Here is a 19,113-nt window from a genome sequence, read left to right as displayed (position 1 = left end):
TTCCATTACGGCTTCTGATTATGCAAGTTGCGGGGCTTTCGAAGCAACGTCTTAAGCGGAGCGCGCAGCACGACGTCACGCAGCTCGGAGAGCCGGAGCGGCGCAAGCGGCGCCAAATACGGTTGGCCGAGTGTGCGCAGCTTGCTTAGATGAAGCAGGATGATGATGAAACAGACCATCATGCCGAACCCGCCCAATAACGTTGCGCTGACCATCAAGGGAAACCGCAATATACGAAGCGCAATCGCAATGCCATACTGCGGGATGGAGAAAGACGCAATACCCGTTAGAGCAACCACGATGACCATGATCGGGGATGCGATTCCAGCGCTTATGGCCGCGTCCCCGATGACGAGCGCTCCTACGATGCTTACCGCGGAACCGATGGGACGGGGCAAACGAACTCCTGCCTCGCGCATGAGCTCGAAAAAAAATTCCATGAGCAAAGCCTCGAAGAAAGCCGGTAGCGGAATCCCCTCCCTGGCATTCAGCACCGCGAGCAGGAGAACCGTTGGAATAAGCTCGGGATGATAAGTCGACAGTGCAATATAAATGCTAGGCAGCGAAAGCGCAATAATAAAGGCTAATATGCGCAGCCAGCGCACCAAAGTGGAAATAACGGTCCGCTGGTAATAATCTTCGCTCGACTGAAAAAACTCGGTAAATAGGCCCGGACATAACAGCATGCCTCCCGTGCCTTGGACAAGAACGATGATCTTGCCGTCCAACAGTCCGGCGACCGCCATATCGGTTCTTTCGGTATATCGATGCTGCGGGAACGGCGAGAATGTCGAGTCTTCGATAAGCTGCTCGATATAAGACGTTTCTAAAATTTCCACATCCCGGATCCGTTCCATCCGCGATTTGAATTCTTTCAACAGTTCGCCGTCGACTGTTCCTTCAATATATCCGTACGCGACCGTTGTCTTCGTATCGCCGCCGCCCGACATTAACACGATTTTGAACTTCGGGGTCTTCAGCCGGAGCCGAAGCAAACCTAAGTTTTTTTGTAAATTTTCGACCGTGCTCTCTCTTGGCCCTTGCACGACCGATTCGTTGACGGGTTCAATCACCTGCCGCGTCTCGACGGACTCCGCTTTATAATTTAGCCCGTGATCCCATCCATCGAAAATAATAATGAGCCGACCGCTCGATATGGAATCGACGACTGCCACCATATCGTTTATGAGCTCGGCTTTTTTTTCCGATACGCCTTGCTGACCGAAAAAATATTGGATGTCTTGCAGGGTTACGTTCATTCCAGGCCCGATCTCGTGCGTCGTCAAATCCTGGAGGGACAGCTTCATATAGTTGATCGTATCTTCCTGCACGAGCGAATTATAGTAGACGGAGCATGCCCTCTCCCCCAAACCCGGACCATAACTCCAGTGCTTGAAATTAATGTCCGAGCTGTCCCGAAACACATCCTCCAGAAAACGCAGATTATCTTGGAGAGAGAGCGAGATGGGAATGGCGGGCTGCTTAAGATTCGTGCTTCCCATCGTACTGTCGCTCGGGATGCCGGAAGCTTGAGGCGAGCTTTGCTGTGCATTGGTATCGCTGTTTCCGCTGTTGCTCTCCATGATCGTATCACCCGGCCCGCATGTGCTTTTATGGTTCGATTACCAGTATTGCCCTTACCCATATGCACTATTCAGTTCGGTTGAATGACCACGTTTGCGCAGCAATGGGCGGATGGAAAGAACCCTCATGATCGTTGAATGCTCTTCTTGTAATCATTTTTCGTCCGACCTTGCGACCGTGTATCTTACGATTTATAAATCCAAATTTTCTATAAAATCTTGCAACCGCTCCAACTGCAATAGATGATGCCTGTAATGCATTTCAACCAGCAAAAACCACTCTGTAGCGTTTAACGCGCCGAAACCTGGATGAAGGATTCTATTCCCTTCTGGCGCCTGACTCAAAGCGATTTCAGTACGTTTCATCCGTTCCACTACGCCACGAAGGCCTTCCATCAGCTGCTCCTTACTATCCGGTTGCTGCGGTGTGTACTGCGGCGAAGCCGGGACTCGAATCCGAATGGGCGGAAAGCTTCCAAGCTCGAACGCGGCTCTCCCATTCTCTGTTTTTTCCCCCGTGTTCCCCAGGACAGCCGCGCTTCCGTTTAAACATTGGTCAACATTATGCAGATGCATGAATTGAGCCGACTGAATCAAATGCATATACATTTGCCCAATCGACCATTCCTCCTCGTTAGGTTTTGCAAGTAATTGCTCCATATTGAGGTTTTCCAGTTCAACTAAATATCCTCCAACCGTCACCTCAAACGCCTGCAATGCTTCCGCTGTACTTCTCATTTAACAACACTCCTCATTCATCTTGGGTATAACCCCAGTATAAAAAAACGCTACTGACAACAGCATGTCAGTAGCGTTTAAAAATTTTTTCTGCCTCTTCCCGAATCCGTCGGCGTAAAGACTCTGGTTCCAGAACCTCGACGTCTCCTCCCCAGCTGAGGATAAGGTGCAACAGTTCCTCCGGCGTTCGAACGCGAAAATGGAACCAAACTCCGTCAGCCCGCTCTTCGACCGCTTCCGTATAAAAGTTAGCGGTTTCGGCAATTTTATCGGCCTTTTCTGGATTGGCTCGAACCAGTACGCGTTCGTTGCGGTCGTCCGGCGGACGGTAATGGCTTAAGTTAAAGCCAATCGGCATTGCAAAGTGTTTATCCAGAACGACTAGCTCAGTCATTCTCGACAAACGGAAATGGCGGATATCCTGCCGCAGGTCGCAGTGCCCGATCAAAATCCAATTACCTTCAACGAGCGACAGTCCGTATGGAGAGACCTCACGCATACTCTTTCGATTGCCGTCCGTCTCCGGCATATTTTTCTGGTATGAAATCCTTAGTTTTCGCCGTTCCAAAATCGCGCGCCGTGCTTGTCCGAGATAGTCTTTTTCCCTCAAGCCGGTTACCGCTTCGCTAGCTTGAAGAAGCTTCATGGTTTCCCGAACGCGCATCGACTCATCGCGCACTGCTTCGGGTAAAATAGCTTCAATTTTGTGTCGAGCCGCCTTAGCTATATTTCCATAATCACCATCCAACCGCTGCTCAATAAAATCTGTACCCATGAGCAGGGTTACCGCCTCTTCAGCCGAAAACCCGACTGGTGGAAGAAAATACCCCTCCATCAGGGAATAACCCTGTCCGGGGGCTCCCAATATTGGAATCCCCATTTCGCTAAGGGCTTGAATATCTCTATAGATTGTCCGCACGCTCGTCTCAAATAAAGCAGCCATATCTTCTGCTCTCAATATCTTGCTTCGTTGCAGTTCCAGCAATATGGCGAGTTGCCGGTCGGTTTTGTTCATTTTCGTTCCCCCGCTGAGCCATCATCCAAGTTCATTTTTATTTATTCTAACACAGTAAGCTACCCAACTATAAAATTGGAACTATCCTGTGAGCGAAACGAAGGGCTACCACATTGGCAGCCCTTTCGATGTTCCACTATCGTCTCCCGTTAGCTTAATAAATCGTGGCTTCCTGGGAATTGTGTCTTTTGACACGCGTCAGCTATAAGTCTCTAGACACCCATTAACACGCAATTATTTTTTGTAACATTTGTTTAATGAGGACTTCATTCCTATTCATTTGCGACCGATATAAAGAATAATGATTCATTAGCGCGACTATAGTCATGAAATATCAGGAAAGAAGGGTTGCTTTATGAGAATAATTCACCGCAAGCCGATCAACGCTACTTTGCTTCAAGCAGGCATTAGGACTCGTTCTTCGAATTTCGCCGCAACGGCAGCCATAGAGAACAGATCGACGAAGCGCAGAGGAAAATTTACGACCGGCATGATTAATGGAGCGCTTTTGGTTGTGCCATTCTGGCTTTTGATCGCCTGGTTGATTTTTCACAACTAAGCTACAGTTCCCCGTTAGTTAAATACTTCTTCCCAAATGAATACATAAATGAACAGGAATCAAAACGGTGTCGATATTGACAATACGCTGGAATGATGTTGTTTACAATCTCCACTCGTTCATCCTCTGACATCAATCCAGCGGTGACCAAACGCCTCGCTTCATCATTTCCTAAAGCAAAGCGAAGTAGAATTGGCATTTCCACAGTCTCATCATTTTTCAATAGAAAGTCACTGGTCTGGATGATTACTTTTACGTCCTGCAGGTTTTCGGTTACAAAATACGAATATAGCTTTCTGCCTATTGTACGGTCAGTGCCCTGTATACGCGCGTATTCGATATGCGCATTGACTAATGTGGACAACTCTCGCCCGAACGGATGAAACACTTGGGTACCATCATCAATCTCAACAGCACAAACCACACCGCCAGGCTTGCATACCCTAACCATTTCTCTTACAATTTCGTGTGGGTGTGTATTGTGCATTAAAACAAGCCGTGTATAAACAAAATCAAATGTGTTGTCATTAAACGGTAGAATGTTAGCGTTTCCGTGGACGAATTGAATTCCCTGAATACCTAATGGCTTTTTTTGTGCTGCTTCTAGAATTGTTTCGCTGTTATCGATGCCGATAAAAGAGGCGTCGGGTAAATACTTTGAGAATAACTCAATCATGGCTCCAGTACCGCACCCTACATCTAAAACATTTTTGGCTCCGTATAGACCGTTTTCAAACAATAAACGGATAAGTGTTTCTGAGTGACTATCCACGTTTTCTGTTAATCTCTGGATTTCTGATACTCTTTTTTCTTGCTCGAAATGGTCGAATTGATATGATGTATTCATCCCATATGCCTCCTTAAATGAAAAGAGGCAAAGAGGGATATCCCCTTTACCTCTGCCCAGGCGTACGGCGGTATGAATATGTGCTCCCTCGTGGTTATCCACGTTTACGCCAGTTACACATACCAGAAATTTACTTAATTATAGTCTGAATATTGAAATTAAAGCAAGGAGAATTATTGCGTTATCCTGCCCGTTACTTCAATGAAAAAAAGCAGCCGATCTTAGGGACCTGCTGCCGTTCATGTCCTAGTTGAGGTAATGTTGTAATATCCTATTCACCAAAAATTTTCCTGCTTAGTTCCTTAATGGAGGGGGTGTATTCTCCTAAAGTGTTAATATTGAATATGGGGACGTCGATCCGGGGTTCCTCGTAAGGGCTCACGCTAGGTTCAATTCCTTTTCTGGCCATGTCGACTCCCTTATCGCCATGGAAGTACTCTCGCAGTGGGTTGTCCAGCCCCCTGCGGACAAACCTGTCAAGCGCGATCTTTTCGTCAACCTTGCAAATCAACAGATAGACCCTCGCCTTTCCCATGAACTGTTCAAGCATGGTCGACCATATCCTATGCTGGAACGCTGCTTCAGCAATCACTGACACGTTGTTGGTTATCAGCCCCATGAGCGTATCAAAGAATATTCCCGTGGCCGTTTTATTGGCTTCCTCCGGAAGCTCGTTATGTCTTTTGCCGAAGGTATGTACATACCCTTCCTTAATCTGATCCCGGCTGATTACTGGCATAAAAATCTCATTACTAAGCTCCTTAGAAATTGTTGTTTTCCCTGAACCTGGCCTACCGGTGACAACGATTAAATAAGGCTTTGACATATGTTTCTCTCCTCATGTCGTAATAAAATGATAAATAATTACCAATTTTGTGTATAGTATCATTACAAATTAGATTCTCAGTACAAAAATAACTAGCTTTATTTTAATGAAAAATGGAGCAGCTGCTGTCGCATCTACTCCATGGTACGTTGTACTAAAGTTCTCGGTTAGTTTAAACTCATTTAAATAAAATCTTCCCTCGTAGCCCAAGAAATGCCCCAGATGTATTTTTAGTGCTATCGTTACTCGTGCAGGATGTCTTTCTAAGTTATTATTTCAAGTATTACTAGTAAGAACGCTTATTACAATCTTAACTACTGAACTCCGGTTTATTCGTTAAGATGTGCTCCTCGCCCCACTCGCTCATTTTATCAAGAAATACAATCATAGATCTTCCTAGCGAAGTCAACATATATTCTACTCGTGGTCGAGGTTCAGGATATGATTTTCTTTCAATGATTCCATCACGCTCAAGTTCGCGAAGCTGTTCCGTTAGTATTTTTTTCGATATAGATGGTAAATGCCTCAGTATTTCGCTATAACGCACAGGTTTGTTATTTTTAAATAAGTATCGATAGATCGGAATTTTCCATCTCCCACTTAACATCGTAAATACAACTTCTACCGGACACTCATTTAATTCGACAGGCATTCGCACACCACACTTTTACCAATATTATAACCCATATATTCAATCGTGCGGTTGGATACATTAAAGTGCCTTATTGTTCATTATTGATAAAGTTCATATAATCACTCGTAGTGAGGAGGGAATGAATATGAACATTGGAATTGTTGGTGCAGGAAATGTAGGTAAAATATTAGGGGAGGGATTTGTTAAATCAGGTCATCGTGTTTTAATCAGCAACCGAGAACCTCATCACTCGAAGCATATTTCTTGGAAGCAAGAGGCAGGCGATTCTGTGGGCATTGCTTCATTTGATGAAGCCGCACGGTTTGGCGAGATCATTATTATAGCACTCCCTTGGTCCTGTATAAAAGATGTTCTCGAAACCATCGATCCGGCCTATCTAAGAAACAAGACGATCATTGATGTAAGCAACGCCGTACATTTTGATAACGGCCCACGCTTACTCCTTCAAGATACTTCGACAGGGGTAATAGTCCAAAAGTTATTGCCGGAAAGCAATGTTGTGAAAACACTCAATACAGTCAGCGACAAAATCATGATCCATCCAAATTTTAAAGAAGGTTCGCCAATCATGTTTATGTGTGGAAACGATAATTCATCTAAAGATCAGGTCAGAGCTCTGCTTAAAGATATTGGTTGGACAACGGTCGTTGACTTAGGTGACATACGGCAAAGCCTTCTACAGGAATCGATCATGCTTGCATGTGTGATTAGCGAAATTAACTTACAGTCGCCAGGCTCTGCATTTGCTTTGTTAAGTCATTAACTACTTTTCCCCACCCTAATGGGGGCTGCCGATATCGTTCCGCGGTACCCCCATATTGGACAAATATTGAACTAATCGTTCCTCGTTAACAAGTTAACCGTTGCAGTTCTTGTCTTTACAAATATCCCATTATAAGTGTAACCGTAGGCTTCTATAACGGTTGGTATGAGTGCTTTCTTTATTACGTTTATATAGTTCATACTTGTGTGGAGGCACATAGTAAGCCTTCTGACAGCTTCCTAAAATGTTATTTCCCTTTATCGGCAGGCTTCGGCTTCGCTTCGTTGCCCCACAGCCGGGTTCCCCCGCCGAGAGCCTGCCTCCATTCGTGGCGCCACTGATGGACGTTCGCGATCGAGATTTCCGGCATGTTCTGCCTATGCTCTTTCGACGGAAAAGCCGGAAACGGCTTATGCGGCTCCGTCTGATACCAGTACGAAACCGTGCACAGGTCGAGCGTCAGGTTGTTATCGTGGCCGTGCTCGATACTCGCGCGCAGCGACTTGTCGAAGTAGACCGGCTCCTCGAGCAAAAACCGATAACAATGGGTTCTCCCCATCCATCCTAGCTTATCCGGCACGCGGGCATAGCCGAAATAGGGATGCAAATAAACCTCATTCGGGCACCAGGAGCTGTTGAAGAAGTCCTCCGTACCTGTTCCGTGCAGCGAGCCCGGCCACTCTTCTCCGTCGATCAGCCACATGTCGTCTCCTTCGCCGTACCACATGGGTCCCGGATTCTCGACGAAATAGTTGACGCCGACAAAATGTCCTTTCCCTTCGATATCAGCGAACAAATAGTTATTCTTGTCACTCGGATTTTTACCTTCCGGTGCGACGACGCTCCATTCCGTCTCTCCCGCTTCCGGATGCACCTCGGTCAGCTCGCGATTCCACCAAGCGTGGAATCGGCCGATCGTAGCCGGCATTTCCCGATGCTCCTCGTAATCGATGTAATAATAGAACGATTGGATTGGCTCGTCGGATTCGTTCTGTAGCGTAACACGCGCGCCGCTGCCGTACGGCATGTGAAAATAGCTATTGAGCGCTTTGCCCTTGGATGGCGCCGCTGCCAACGGCAACGACATATAGTTATATTCTTCGCCCCAGCCTTGACCGAAGAAGTCGCCGAGAGGCGCTTCAACGCTCGGTTCCGTCTCTCCGTCCCAATACATGCGCAGCACAGCGTTGCGGCGAATCATTTTGTCCGGTGCGCTAACCGTAATCCAGATATGCTTGATGATGCCCGCTCCGGGAAGATCCGCCAACACGGCCGTCTCTCCGGCTTGGATCGTCACGTAATCCTGATTGCCTCCCGAGCGATCGTAGCTCGATACTCTTTTGGCACGTACGCCGTCCTTGATCCGGATAATATTTTGTAATACGCTCATGCTCTAATCCCTCTTTCTTGATTTATTATTGTCGCGAACCACTGCAGTCTGCATTTTACGTTTGTCAGCCTGGATCCAATGTAACGGTAAGCGTTCGCTCCCCTAGCGCAGCCGGACTTCGTTCCGTAAGCACGATACGGTACATGCGGTCGCCCCAATTGCGTCTTAGACGGCTGTCCATATGTTCGATCGGTTCAACGGTCGCTTCCAAGTGTTCGCTACCGTAATGGACGACGGCTTGTTTACCGGGCGCATAGGACAGCCGAATAACGCCTCCGTCCCCTAGCACCGGCTCGCAAGGTGTGATAAGCGAATGGAATATATCCGCCAAAGCGCCGTCCTTCATGACATATCGATCGTTGACCGTTACGGTCGGAACGCCGGAACGCTCCAATCTGACGTTACGCCTCCAACTTTCGATGCCGGCCTCTTCAGGATAAGCTTCGGCGATATCCAGGCTAAACTCTGAGCTTCCGCCTTGCTGCTCATACCTTGCATCGCTTGCCCGGTAGCGCCCTCCAGCATGTTGCTGCACGCCACGCACCGTTGGAAGATTATGATACTGCGACTGCAGATACCAGAGCTCGTAGCGCCGATCGCTGAACGTCTGCGCCTTGTACTCCTCCATACCGAGATCAACAAGAAGCGGATAGCCGTCGGCGAAAACGAGGAAGCTGCCGACATCGTTATGATTGTGCGCCTCCCCGTTATTGCCGCCTTTGGCCGCGACATACAAGCCTTGCTTGCTCCCTTCCCGTTCTCTTGCGGTCATTACCTCGGTTACTGCGAACCATGCATCCCGCGCATACGGTGCCTCCGACCTCAGTGCAAGCCTTTCTTTCTCTACGAATAAATCCCGCGTATACCCATACAGGTTAAACCAGATTCTCGTGCTGGGTTCGCCGCTTGCCGGAAGACTGGAGCCAAGCCGTAGCAGCAGTTCCTCTCCCGTGCTGCGTCCATAGCGGTATACCCCTCCGCCGCCGGGACTCGCCTTGACGTCGCAATCGGCGAAAGACACATAATAGTCTCCGTGGATGTGCACCTTCGGCATATATGCTCCAATATCCTTGACGATCGACTCGTTGTAAATATCGACGCGACTCTGAGACGATAGCGACAGCAGTTCGAGGCATTCATACAGGCCGCCGCCTGACGCGCTCCAATACGACGGTCCTTCGTCGCAGCAGCCATCCGAAGGATATGTCGCGATGAATGTGTCAAGGCTCCGCAACACTTTCGCGATTCCTTTGCTTCTGATCGCCGGGTCTTCTTCCGCAAGCAGGAAACCTGTCAGTACCGGACCGTTGCACCACGGATTCCAGTTGTTCACCCGAACATCCGGAGTGAACCCTTGCCACCAATAATCGTCGTGCTCAAGATACGGCTGCAGCATTCGTTGCTTGATCTCCTGCACGATTCGCTCGTTGATACGCGGACTGATCGCATCCAGCCTGCTGCCAAGCAAGTAGCGGATCCAGAGCAGCAGCCTTGCCGTTTCGACTGTGAATAGCTCCACGCCGTATTCCATCATGCTAGGAATACTTTCCTGCTTATCTACATCCCAATGACTGCGATGTCCGGGGCTTACCCAGGTCGTCTCCTCGCAAATGACAAAAATTCCGTTCACCACTTGATCAAGGTATTTACCTTCCCCAATCATACATTCCGCAAGCGTCAAGATACCTAGCACGCTTCTGCGCTCGAAGAATGAGAGACTAAGCCCCGACAGATTGCCTTCCGTCCAGTACCTTCGATAATTCGAGACGCGAAGCGCCGGCCACGCATAATCGGCATAACGATCGGCGAGCTTCAGCCATATCTCTTTTGTCTCGGGTGCAAGCGACTTCCATGCTTCGCGGTCATCCGCCGTCGGGAACGGAGCATATTCTCCTGTGCCGAATCCGAGCTCTTCCAACCGCATCGAACCATAACGTTCATATAACAAAGTTGTCCCCCCTCTCTCCGATGCCTGCGATAGTCGTCTTACGAGTCTACTCCTTGACGCTTCCGAGCGTCATACCGCTCATGAAGTACCGCTGTAAGAATGGATATACGCACAGCACCGGTACAATGCCGAGGAAAATTTGCGCCGCGCGCAACGATCGATCGTTCAACGTAGCCAAATATTCAAGCAAAGAAGAATCGCTGAGCATGGTCATATCCATTCGGACAACGATCGTCTGCAGATAGCTGGCAAGCGGGTAATGACTCGGATCGTTCATATAGATCAGTCCATGGAACCATTCATTCCAGTGTGCAACGATCGCGAACAGCGTTACCGTAGCGATCGAAGGCATCGAGAGAGGGACGATGATCCGCCATAGCGTCTGCCAATGTCCAGCGCCGTCGATGAACGCCGATTCCGACAACTCCTTCGGCAATCCTCTGAAGAAGTTCAACATCAGGACGACGTTAAATACGGGGAGCGCCCCAGGCAGGACGAGCGCCCAGATCTGATCTAATAAGCCCAACTCCTTGATGACGATATAAGTCGGAATTAAACCGCCGGAGAACAGCATCGTGAATACGAAGATCCAAGCGTATCCCGTCCGAAAACGGAGACTCGATGCTTCCTTGGACAGCGGATATGCTGTGAGTACCGTTAGAAGCATGTTCAAGGCAACGCCGATCACGACTCGTTCGAGCGAGATTCCTATCGATATAAGAAATTCCTTCTTTTGCGCGACGAAACTGTAAGCCTTCGTAGAGAATTCAACCGGCCATAGCGTAACCTTGCCTGCGTCAATAGCGGCGGACGAGCTTAAGGAAACGGCGAAAACATTAAGCAGAGGCAAAATGCATATTAAAGACATAGCCGCAAGGATCATATAATTGAAAACGACGAACAGCTTGCGACTTAGTGAGTAGTGTTGGACCATGACAATCCTCCTCGCTGCTTGTCAGAAAATGCGATAATTGGCAAAACGAGATGCAGCCATGTAAGAAAGCGATATCAAAATGAGCGAGATCGCCGACTTGAACAGGCCAACGGCAGTTGCTACTCCGAACTGGCCATTGCCAAGTCCGATTCGATACACGTAAGTATCTAGAATGTCGCCCGTCGAATAGACGGAAGGATTGTATAGATTATAGACTTGATCAAAGCCGGCATTAAGTACATTGCCCAAGCCTAGTGTCAAGAGCAGAATTGTAATAGGGATGATTGCGGGTATCGTCACATGAAGCGTTTGTTGCAGGCGGTTGGCGCCGTCCAAAACGGCTGCTTCGTACAAGGAAGGATTCACGCCAGCGATAGCGGCCAAATAAACAATCGTTCCAAAGCCAAATTCCTTGAACACGTCGGTCAAGACCAGTACATAAGGGAACCAACGATCGTCACCGAGGAAGAACACTTTTTCAAATCCAAGCCACTCAATGAATTGATTCACGATACCGGACGTCGGGGAGAGTACGTCAAGCAGGATACCCGCCATAATAACCCAAGACAGGAAGTGCGGCATATAAATGATCGTTTGCACGGAGCGCTTGAAGTATTTCTTCCTGACCTCGTTCAGCAGCAAAGCAGTGATGAACGGCGCTATCAGTCCGCCGATGATTTTCATGATGGCGATGAATAAGGTATTCCGAAGAACTTCTCTCGTCTCTGGCAGGCTGTACACATATCGAAAGTGATCGAGTCCGATCCATTCCGAACGGAAGATCCCTTTGGCGGGAGTATAATTTTCGAAAGCAATCAAGATTCCGACCATTGGTCCGTAACAGAACAGTAGGACAACGATCAGCCCTGGCACCAGCATAAGGTGCAGCGGCATTTCCAGTCTCCAATTTCTGCGGTTCAATAGATTCCCCTCCTGCCTTGATACGAAGGGGGACAGCGGCAAGGCCACTATCCCCCTGTTCATTCTTATTGAATCTGACCGCTTTCATTAACTTCGTTCAGAATATCCTGTCCGCCGGACGCAAGCCAATTGCTAACCCATTCGTCAAAATAGTCGACCGGCTTGGATCCCATAATGATCGACGTAAACGTCTTGACCTGTTCATCGCGCAGCGACGGTCCCTTGGCAATCATCGTTGGAGTCGGGTTGCCCGTATATGCCGACATGAAGATTTGATTGTTCTCTTTATAAGCGCCCAAGAGACTGAACACGCCGCCTTCGGACCATAGCTTATTAGCAGCCCACATCGTTTTATCGCCGGCCTGGAACTTGGAAACTTGATCGTAATATTGCTGCTGTTCGGCAGTAAGCGTTGAAGTATCTCCGGCCTTGACGGCAGCTTGAACCGCGGCGGCCGCCACGGGATTCTGATCAGGCATGCCGCCTAAGACCGGTGCCATGCCGAAGACTCCGATTGATTCCTCTCCTTGGACGACCGTATGATAGTTCGGATCGAAGTTTCCATAAATCTTGTCGTTATACATATTCAACAACAGGAACGCCGCTTCCGGATGCTCAGACTTCTTCTTGACAACATAGAAGTGCGCCGGCAACGCGGTTGTGGTTTGCGACAGAACCGGCTTGTCGTCCGCCGATACGATCGAATACGCTTGCCAGTCTGCGCCCACGTCTTTGTACATATTGTTAATCGGCCACGTTGGTACCCAGAATGCGCCGTACGTCATCCCGATCTTGCCAGCCGTTACGAGCTCCGCGGACTTCGCTCCGTCGATGACGCTGAATTCCGGATAGATCGCGCCTTCCTTGAATAGATCGGCCAGCTTGCCAAGAGCAGTCTTTACTTCCGATTGAGTGTCGGCCCAATTCACCTTGCCGTCCGCGCCTTTAATGAAGTTAAGAACCGTTCCCGTCCCTTTAGAAGGATTGTACGGATAAGCATGATAGCCGTTGAAGAAGCCGTCCAGACCCGACCAGCCATTGAACAGGTTGTAGTCAAGGCTTAGTCCGTACGTATCGTTCTTACCGTTCTTATCCGGATCATTCTTCGTAAATGCCTTTGCTATATTGATTACGTCGTCCATCGTCTTAGGCGGTTGAAGACCCAGGTTGTCGAGCCAATCCTTGCGAAGATAAATAAGCTGCGTATCGGAGGTTTCTCCGCCGTCGGCCGGAATCCCCATGAGCTTGCCATCAACCGTCGCCGCCTTCAGCCGGACGCCATCGTTGATTTCTAATGCTTTTTTCGTCAGATCGGAAGCGTACTTCGGGTAGATATCGGTCAAATCCGCAATCGTACCGGCTTGCACGAGCAGTTGGAATTGTTGGGCGTCGACCGACATGACATCCGGCATGTCGCCAGATGCAATCGTTACAGCCACCTTATTCTGATACTGCATGCCGCTGACTTTCCAAGCATTTTTTACTTTAATGCCGAGTTCGGTTTCAAACGTTCTTGTCCAGATGTTGGAGTCCAGCGTATCGCCTTCCGGGTACTTCGTGTCCGGATTAACCGAGCGGACGGTCGTAAATTCGATGGGAGGATCGTATTTGCCCGTTGGACCTTCGGGAACGCCACCGGTCGCGGCCGTAGCTGCCGAACTTGGAGCTGGCGAGCTGCTAACGTTCGATGAAGCGTTGCCTGCGTTGTTGTTATTGCCGCTGCTGCACGCTGTAACAGTAGTCATAATAAGGAGTAATGCGAGAATGGACGAGCTTTTTATCGCTTTCGTATTATTCAATACCTAACCCCCCTATGTTCTGCATTAGAATGTGCTACTCTTTCATTATGAAGCCAGCGCGATGCGGCGAATATAATAAATCGATACCATGTATTATCCTTTAATATCTATTTCAATAAATCACCAGAGGCGGACAGGGCCATTGGCAGCTTAATCGTCACCTTCAACCCGCCCATTTCACCGCGGGCAACGGACACTCCGAAGCTCGCCCCAAACCGGATTTGCAGCCTGCGATGAACGTTCAGCATCCCTGTGTATTCCATATCCGCACCTTGGTTCGCAAGGTTTGCTTCGATCAACTGCAGATCGGCATTCATCAGCTTCTCGCCGTTGTCTTCAACCGATAGGAGCAGCAGGCCGTCCCTCTCTTCAAACGTCACGACGATTTTGCCATCCTTGCGTTTCGTCTCGATTCCGTATTGGTAGGCGTTCTCGAGAAACGGCTGGAGAACAAGGCGTGGAACGCGCATTTCTCCCCACTCTTCGGGCAACTCTCCGAAATCTACGGAAATTCGGCTTTTGGTGAATCGAATATTTTGAATTTCTACATAAGTGCGGGCATGATTGATCTCGTCTTTGAGCGGCACCTCGGCGGCTGCGTCGCGGGTAATGTACTGAAAATAAACCCCGAGATGCTGGCTGAACTGGATGACGCTTTCGTTATCGTTCATTTTCGCCAAGCGGTACAGGATAAAGTAAGTATTGTACAGGAAGTGTGGGTTAATCTGCGATTGCAGCTGCTTCAGCTCCGACGTCTGGGCACGAAGCTTCTGCTCGTACACCTCCTGGATCAGCACCTTCAGATTGTCCGTCATCATATTGAACCGCTGGAACAAGTACAGGAATTCGTCTTTCGACTTCGGCAGCGGGATCGGCTCCATTACTCCCGCCTCCACCTTCTTGAAGCCGGAGATCATCCGATGCAGCGGCTTGCGGATTAATTGATGCAGCCAGTAGGAGTACGCGATGATAAAGACAAGCGAAATAAATGACAATATCAACAGCAACTTTCGGTATTCGTCGATCGGGCCGAGCATTTCAACCGGAGGGACGTAAGCGATCAAATAATAGCTGAACGAAGACGAGTGCTTATAAGAGATGAAATAAGAGCCCTGCTCCGTGGAAATCTGCTCGAAGACATCATCGGCCTTGTCCGCCGTACGAAACTTCAAGTAGCCAGCTAATTCATTGGATAGCTTCGGATCGGTTCCGTTGTCCAGCATCCACCCGTTATCCGTATTGATCAGCATCGCGCCGGCGTTCTTATAATCCGAGAAGCTCAGCAGTGCTTGCTTAATCACTTCCTCGTTAATTTCAATGGCGAGCACGAACGTTTCCTTCATATTCGGCAGCTCTGAACCCGGATAGGCAATAGCAAGGAACAACCGATCGTGCCAGTAGTAGGTGCCTACGCCGCTAAACTTGGAGGCGGAAGCAACCGCATGATATTCGGGATCGATCGTGTCGCTGATCGTCTTCTCGCTCGACAGCGTCCGTTTCAGCGTCAATATGTGCGCGCTCACGCTCTTGATGTAAACGCTGGAGCTCTTGATCAGCTGCAGCTTGTCCTGGATGCTTTGCACCGTCTCCGTCCACTCGCCGATCGTCATTGTATTGCTGATAAAGGCGGCGTGCTGGATATCCTTGTCGACAACATATTGCTGAAGCAGCCCGATCATCCGTTGATTTTCGACCTCGAGGGAGTTCAGGTAGAAGCCGACTCTCGACATAAGCGATTTCGATAATTCCTCGCGTACGCTCGACTCCCCCAGTTGGTTCATGCCGAATCCGATACTGTAGATCGGAACGACCACAAGCAGGAATGCAATAGTCAGCTTCGGGAATATCGTCAATTTCAATCGGAATTTCCGAGTAACCTTCATATGCGTGTTCGCCCCTATAAATGCAGATTTAGACCGCGGAGCCTAATACCTGTCCTTTCATATCTTCTTTGAAGCGTCTCGGTATTCTTGGGGAGTAAGCATTGTCGCCTTTTTGAAAAAACGGGTAAAATACGCCGGCGAATCGAAGCCGATTCTCTCTCCTACCTCGTGAATTTTCATCATCGTCTCGCCGAGCAGGGCCTTCGCTTCGTTGATTTTGAGCTCCGCGATATAATCGGTAAGACTTCTTCCCGTCTTTTGCTTGTACAGCCGGGACAAATAGAAAGGTGTCAAATACACCGTTTCCGCCAGTTTCGTCAAAGACAAATCCCCGCTCAAATGCTTCTCCACGTACTCGTGGACGAGCCTTACGATTTCGCTCGTTTCCTGCTCGTTCTCGTTTTGCTTCGAGCGGAATAGCCAGTCGGCCAATTGCCGGAAAAAGGCGTCCGCTTCCTCCCAGGAAGCGTGGGCTTGTACGGAAAACAGCTTTTGCACGTCGAATTCGGCGGCAAATTCCTCGAACCGTTCCGCTCGGTTGAATGCCGCGATGAAAATGGACGACAGCGTATAAAAAATTTCGAGCGCGATGCCCGTGCGATCGATCGTCCCGCCTTCGACGACTCCCATAATTTCGCTGAACAGCTTATAGAACTTTTCATGGTCCCGCTGTTCCAAATACGAATCGAGTAATTGGATGCGTCTGATCTTCGTCCGTTCTTGTTTCACTTCGCTTCCGAAGCCTTGCCGGTCCGTCAGCAGCATTTCGCTGCCTAGCCCGAGTCCGCGCACGAACAGCAGGGACAGCCGCTCGAACCGGGCCGGCACATCTTCCCACTCGCAAGGCTCGCCACTCCACACGAACGAACAGCTTAGCTTGAGATATTGTTTACACGACGTTTGCACCGCTTCTAGCGTACCTAGCAAGTACCGCTGGGCGCTTTCTAGCGAATTCAAATCCGTTCGCGACTCTCTGGGCTGCATGAACCAGACGAACTTTTCTTTTTCATAGATGACATGAACCGTTACGAACGTCTGAGCGAAATATTCTTCGAAAATGTTATGAATGGAAAAGAGAAACAGAGCTTTGTCCGTGGAACGGATTCCCTCTCGCCAAACATCGACGCGGCCAGCCACCATGTAGACGGGACGATCCGTATGAAGAGGAATCCCGAGCTCGGCGAACTTGCCCGCTCGCGACCGCATCGCGGTTTGATCACCTTGAATGAGCTCCAGCAGCAGTTCGCGGCGAAGGAAAGGCAGTGCTGCGGTCATCTGCTCTCTCGCCCTGGCAATCATTTGCTCAGATGAATGCTCCTCTGCAACTTGGGCAATCGCTTTTTCCACGGCCCGAATAATTTGCTCGTCGCCTTCGGTTTTCAAGACGAAATCGAGCGCCCCTTCGCGAATGGACGATTGCACATAGGTAAAGTCATTATAGCCGGTCAAAAAGATCACTTTACACCTTGGCCATAGCTTGCCTAGCTCCTGCTGCAGTCCGATTCCATTCAATTCCGGCATCTCGATGTCGGTCAGCAAGATGTCCACCCGTGATTTACGCGCCAGTTCGAGTGCTTCCATGCCGTCGTACGCCTTATAAACCTCGAGCTGCAAATGATTCTGCTGCTGGAATAATTCATAGAGCCCTTCCACAATAATCGGCTCGTCATCCACGATCAATAGTCGGTTCATGATCATTCATTCCCTTCTAGCGCGTATAGATAGCGGAATTCGTCTTACTACCAAGGCAGCACAACTATGTTTGCGCTTACATTTATGAACAGAATTTGAGATTCAGAAGATATCATATGTATTCGACGGTATATCCTATATTTTAATTCCTTTCGTAATCTTATATAACCTTTATTATTTCGACTAAACTATCATTTAAGCATTAAAAAGAAGTCGTCTATTACCCGACTTCTTCTAACCTTATTGTCTATTCCTATCTTCAATGAAGTTGTTCTCCAAAATAATGCCGCGCACCCCTTCCGCCAGCCTTATACCCGTCATTTGTTGTCCTTTTCCCGCATCGCGAATCGTATTGTCCCGAAACAGATTATCTTCCGCGGATCCGTCCACATGAATGCCGAAACCGCCGTCAGCGCTGCCGTTATTCTCGATAACATTACGCTTCCAGCCGTTTCGGTGTGCCCCGTTCGCCGCTTTCTCAGGACGGAAATAGATGCCGCCGACACCATTGTCTGCTATGATATTCCGCTCGAACACATTGTCCGTATCTTGGTGACCGATCGAAATGCCATGATTGCGATTGTCGTGAAGCTTGTTGTCCGTGAACACGCCAAACTTAACCCGCCAGCAGACGAACAGCCCCGCTTCGCGGTTCCCATGGCAGTCGCACCGTTCCACCACGGAGCGGAGCGAGCCCGCCCCCGGATGAAGACCGGATCCCTCGCACTCGGATACTTCGCAATCCTTGACAGAGACGTCTTCGGTAATCTGCCAGCTCACACCGTCGCCGTTATAATCCCGTACCTTCACGCTAAGCACCTCAACTGCTTTAACCTTCTGCAAATAAATGCCCCCAGCGCGGCAGCCGCCGATCCAACCATTCTCCGCCTTATTGCCGTCGATCGTCAAATGGCTGATCATCACACGGCTCACATTAACCGCCTCGACGATCGAGCAGGCGCTCGTTACTGTGCCGCCTCTGTCGGACCTATAATCCCTAATCAAATAATCGTCAATGTATAGCGTATTACCCTCGATTGCTGTAACAATCGCCGTGCTTTCTGCCCATCCCCATTGCTGGTCTTCATCATATATACGCACGCCCATCCCGACCTCGAACCCGGCGCTTTCCTCGACTTGCACACATAACTGACCATATCCTGAATCCATCATCATACGCGAGTGTACGCCGGTCGTTTTCCGCAAAACGGTTTCGTCGATTCCCATACCCGTCAATACGACGCCATCATGTAAACGGATCGGTCCGATAACGTCGTAGACGCCTCGATCAAGCTTGACGACTCCTCCGCCCCGGCGATAGATTTCGTCGACCGCTTCTTGGATTGTTCTGCAAGTAAACCCCTCGATGTCACTTCCGACTCCGCCGACAGTGATCGTCTTCATGCTACTGCTATTGACGTTGTTCATGGATTCGCCTCCCTCAAATGTGAAGTTACCACCAGTTACAAGAAAAGATTATTCAACACTAGTATGAACCTTCGTTCGAGCCGAAGCGATATGGTTTTGTTGCGTTTCATTATCTTTTGATAGCTTCATTGC

Annotated in this window: 16 protein-coding genes and 1 riboswitch; of the genes, 2 read left to right on the top strand and 14 right to left on the bottom strand. The window is 49.1% G+C overall.

What is annotated here, in order from left to right; all coding sequences use genetic code 11:
• Positions 1–5: 5 nt before the first annotated feature.
• From AC0YN0_RS08470 to AC0YN0_RS08460, 3 genes are all read right to left on the bottom strand, one after another.
• The gene (locus AC0YN0_RS08470) at positions 6–1,583 is read right to left on the bottom strand and encodes a spore germination protein (RefSeq protein WP_475820818.1); all 1,578 of its coding nucleotides are present in this window, start codon (positions 1,581–1,583) and stop codon (positions 6–8) included.
• Positions 1,584–1,775: 192 nt separating this feature from the next.
• Positions 1,776–2,321, bottom strand: a complete 546-nt coding sequence (locus tag AC0YN0_RS08465; RefSeq protein ID WP_475820817.1) for a DinB family protein — start codon at positions 2,319–2,321, stop codon at positions 1,776–1,778.
• Between the two features lie 67 nt (positions 2,322–2,388).
• Complete coding sequence (locus tag AC0YN0_RS08460; RefSeq protein WP_475820816.1) at positions 2,389–3,336, bottom strand: helix-turn-helix transcriptional regulator; 948 nt, start codon at positions 3,334–3,336, stop codon at positions 2,389–2,391.
• 355 nt (positions 3,337–3,691) lie between these two features.
• Between AC0YN0_RS08460 and AC0YN0_RS08455 the strand changes: the two genes are divergently transcribed.
• Positions 3,692–3,895: a hypothetical protein gene (locus AC0YN0_RS08455; RefSeq protein WP_475820815.1), complete on the top strand. Its 204-nt coding sequence runs from the start codon at positions 3,692–3,694 to the stop codon at positions 3,893–3,895.
• 1 nt (position 3,896) lies between these two features.
• Here AC0YN0_RS08455 and AC0YN0_RS08450 read toward each other — a convergent pair whose 3' ends face one another.
• The 3 genes from AC0YN0_RS08450 to AC0YN0_RS08440 form a co-directional block, all read right to left on the bottom strand.
• On the bottom strand, positions 3,897–4,820 hold the full coding sequence (locus AC0YN0_RS08450) for a methyltransferase domain-containing protein (protein WP_475820929.1): 924 nt from the start codon (positions 4,818–4,820) through the stop codon (positions 3,897–3,899).
• Positions 4,790–4,869, bottom strand: a riboswitch (ZMP/ZTP riboswitch). (Overlaps the previous gene by 31 nt.)
• A gap of 144 nt (positions 4,870–5,013) precedes the next feature.
• A complete protein-coding gene (locus tag AC0YN0_RS08445; protein ID WP_475820814.1) occupies positions 5,014–5,568 on the bottom strand; it encodes an AAA family ATPase in 555 nt (184 codons plus the stop codon).
• 310 nt (positions 5,569–5,878) lie between these two features.
• Positions 5,879–6,175, bottom strand: a complete 297-nt coding sequence (locus tag AC0YN0_RS08440; RefSeq protein ID WP_475820928.1) for a winged helix-turn-helix transcriptional regulator — start codon at positions 6,173–6,175, stop codon at positions 5,879–5,881.
• 172 nt (positions 6,176–6,347) lie between these two features.
• Between AC0YN0_RS08440 and AC0YN0_RS08435 the strand changes: the two genes are divergently transcribed.
• Positions 6,348–6,986 carry an NADPH-dependent F420 reductase gene (locus tag AC0YN0_RS08435; RefSeq protein WP_475820813.1) on the top strand — a complete coding sequence of 213 codons (639 nt, stop codon included), beginning with the start codon at positions 6,348–6,350 and terminating at the stop codon, positions 6,984–6,986.
• A gap of 247 nt (positions 6,987–7,233) precedes the next feature.
• On the opposite strand, the gene AC0YN0_RS08430 is transcribed toward AC0YN0_RS08435, so the two are convergent.
• From AC0YN0_RS08430 to AC0YN0_RS08395, 8 genes are all read right to left on the bottom strand, one after another.
• On the bottom strand, positions 7,234–8,376 hold the full coding sequence (locus AC0YN0_RS08430) for a glycoside hydrolase family 172 protein (RefSeq protein ID WP_475820812.1): 1,143 nt from the start codon (positions 8,374–8,376) through the stop codon (positions 7,234–7,236).
• Between the two features lie 64 nt (positions 8,377–8,440).
• Positions 8,441–10,324: a heparinase II/III domain-containing protein gene (locus AC0YN0_RS08425; RefSeq protein WP_475820811.1), complete on the bottom strand. Its 1,884-nt coding sequence runs from the start codon at positions 10,322–10,324 to the stop codon at positions 8,441–8,443.
• A 46-nt stretch (positions 10,325–10,370) separates the two neighbouring features.
• Positions 10,371–11,258, bottom strand: coding sequence for a carbohydrate ABC transporter permease (locus tag AC0YN0_RS08420; RefSeq protein WP_475820810.1), 888 nt, complete (start codon positions 11,256–11,258; stop codon positions 10,371–10,373).
• Between the two features lie 21 nt (positions 11,259–11,279).
• Positions 11,280–12,179 carry an ABC transporter permease gene (locus AC0YN0_RS08415; protein ID WP_475820809.1) on the bottom strand — a complete coding sequence of 300 codons (900 nt, stop codon included), beginning with the start codon at positions 12,177–12,179 and terminating at the stop codon, positions 11,280–11,282.
• A 65-nt stretch (positions 12,180–12,244) separates the two neighbouring features.
• Positions 12,245–13,978: a type 2 periplasmic-binding domain-containing protein gene (locus tag AC0YN0_RS08410; protein WP_475820808.1), complete on the bottom strand. Its 1,734-nt coding sequence runs from the start codon at positions 13,976–13,978 to the stop codon at positions 12,245–12,247.
• 107 nt (positions 13,979–14,085) lie between these two features.
• The gene (locus AC0YN0_RS08405; RefSeq protein WP_475820807.1) at positions 14,086–15,861 is read right to left on the bottom strand and encodes a sensor histidine kinase; all 1,776 of its coding nucleotides are present in this window, start codon (positions 15,859–15,861) and stop codon (positions 14,086–14,088) included.
• Between the two features lie 57 nt (positions 15,862–15,918).
• A complete protein-coding gene (locus AC0YN0_RS08400; RefSeq protein WP_475820806.1) occupies positions 15,919–17,553 on the bottom strand; it encodes a response regulator in 1,635 nt (544 codons plus the stop codon).
• A gap of 240 nt (positions 17,554–17,793) precedes the next feature.
• Entirely contained in the window at positions 17,794–18,981 is a 1,188-nt protein-coding gene (locus tag AC0YN0_RS08395; protein ID WP_475820805.1) for a right-handed parallel beta-helix repeat-containing protein, read from the bottom strand.
• Positions 18,982–19,113 lie beyond the last annotated feature (132 nt).

The organism is Paenibacillus sp. J22P218, assembly GCF_056269195.1.
This window is presented reverse-complemented; position numbering and strand designations above follow the sequence as displayed.

Coding starts and splice junctions, on each gene's coding strand:
- AC0YN0_RS08405 (WP_475820807.1), bottom strand. CDS start 15,861: ATGAAGGTTACTCGGAAATTCCGATTGAAATTGACGATATTCCCGAAG.
- AC0YN0_RS08395 (WP_475820805.1), bottom strand. CDS start 18,981: ATGAACAACGTCAATAGCAGTAGCATGAAGACGATCACTGTCGGCGGA.
- AC0YN0_RS08400 (WP_475820806.1), bottom strand. CDS start 17,553: ATGAACCGACTATTGATCGTGGATGACGAGCCGATTATTGTGGAAGGG.
- AC0YN0_RS08440 (WP_475820928.1), bottom strand. CDS start 6,175: ATGTTAAGTGGGAGATGGAAAATTCCGATCTATCGATACTTATTTAAA.
- AC0YN0_RS08435 (WP_475820813.1), top strand. CDS start 6,348: ATGAACATTGGAATTGTTGGTGCAGGAAATGTAGGTAAAATATTAGGG.
- AC0YN0_RS08465 (WP_475820817.1), bottom strand. CDS start 2,321: ATGAGAAGTACAGCGGAAGCATTGCAGGCGTTTGAGGTGACGGTTGGA.
- AC0YN0_RS08420 (WP_475820810.1), bottom strand. CDS start 11,258: ATGGTCCAACACTACTCACTAAGTCGCAAGCTGTTCGTCGTTTTCAAT.
- AC0YN0_RS08470 (WP_475820818.1), bottom strand. CDS start 1,583: ATGGAGAGCAACAGCGGAAACAGCGATACCAATGCACAGCAAAGCTCG.
- AC0YN0_RS08455 (WP_475820815.1), top strand. CDS start 3,692: ATGAGAATAATTCACCGCAAGCCGATCAACGCTACTTTGCTTCAAGCA.
- AC0YN0_RS08460 (WP_475820816.1), bottom strand. CDS start 3,336: ATGAACAAAACCGACCGGCAACTCGCCATATTGCTGGAACTGCAACGA.
- AC0YN0_RS08430 (WP_475820812.1), bottom strand. CDS start 8,376: ATGAGCGTATTACAAAATATTATCCGGATCAAGGACGGCGTACGTGCC.
- AC0YN0_RS08445 (WP_475820814.1), bottom strand. CDS start 5,568: ATGTCAAAGCCTTATTTAATCGTTGTCACCGGTAGGCCAGGTTCAGGG.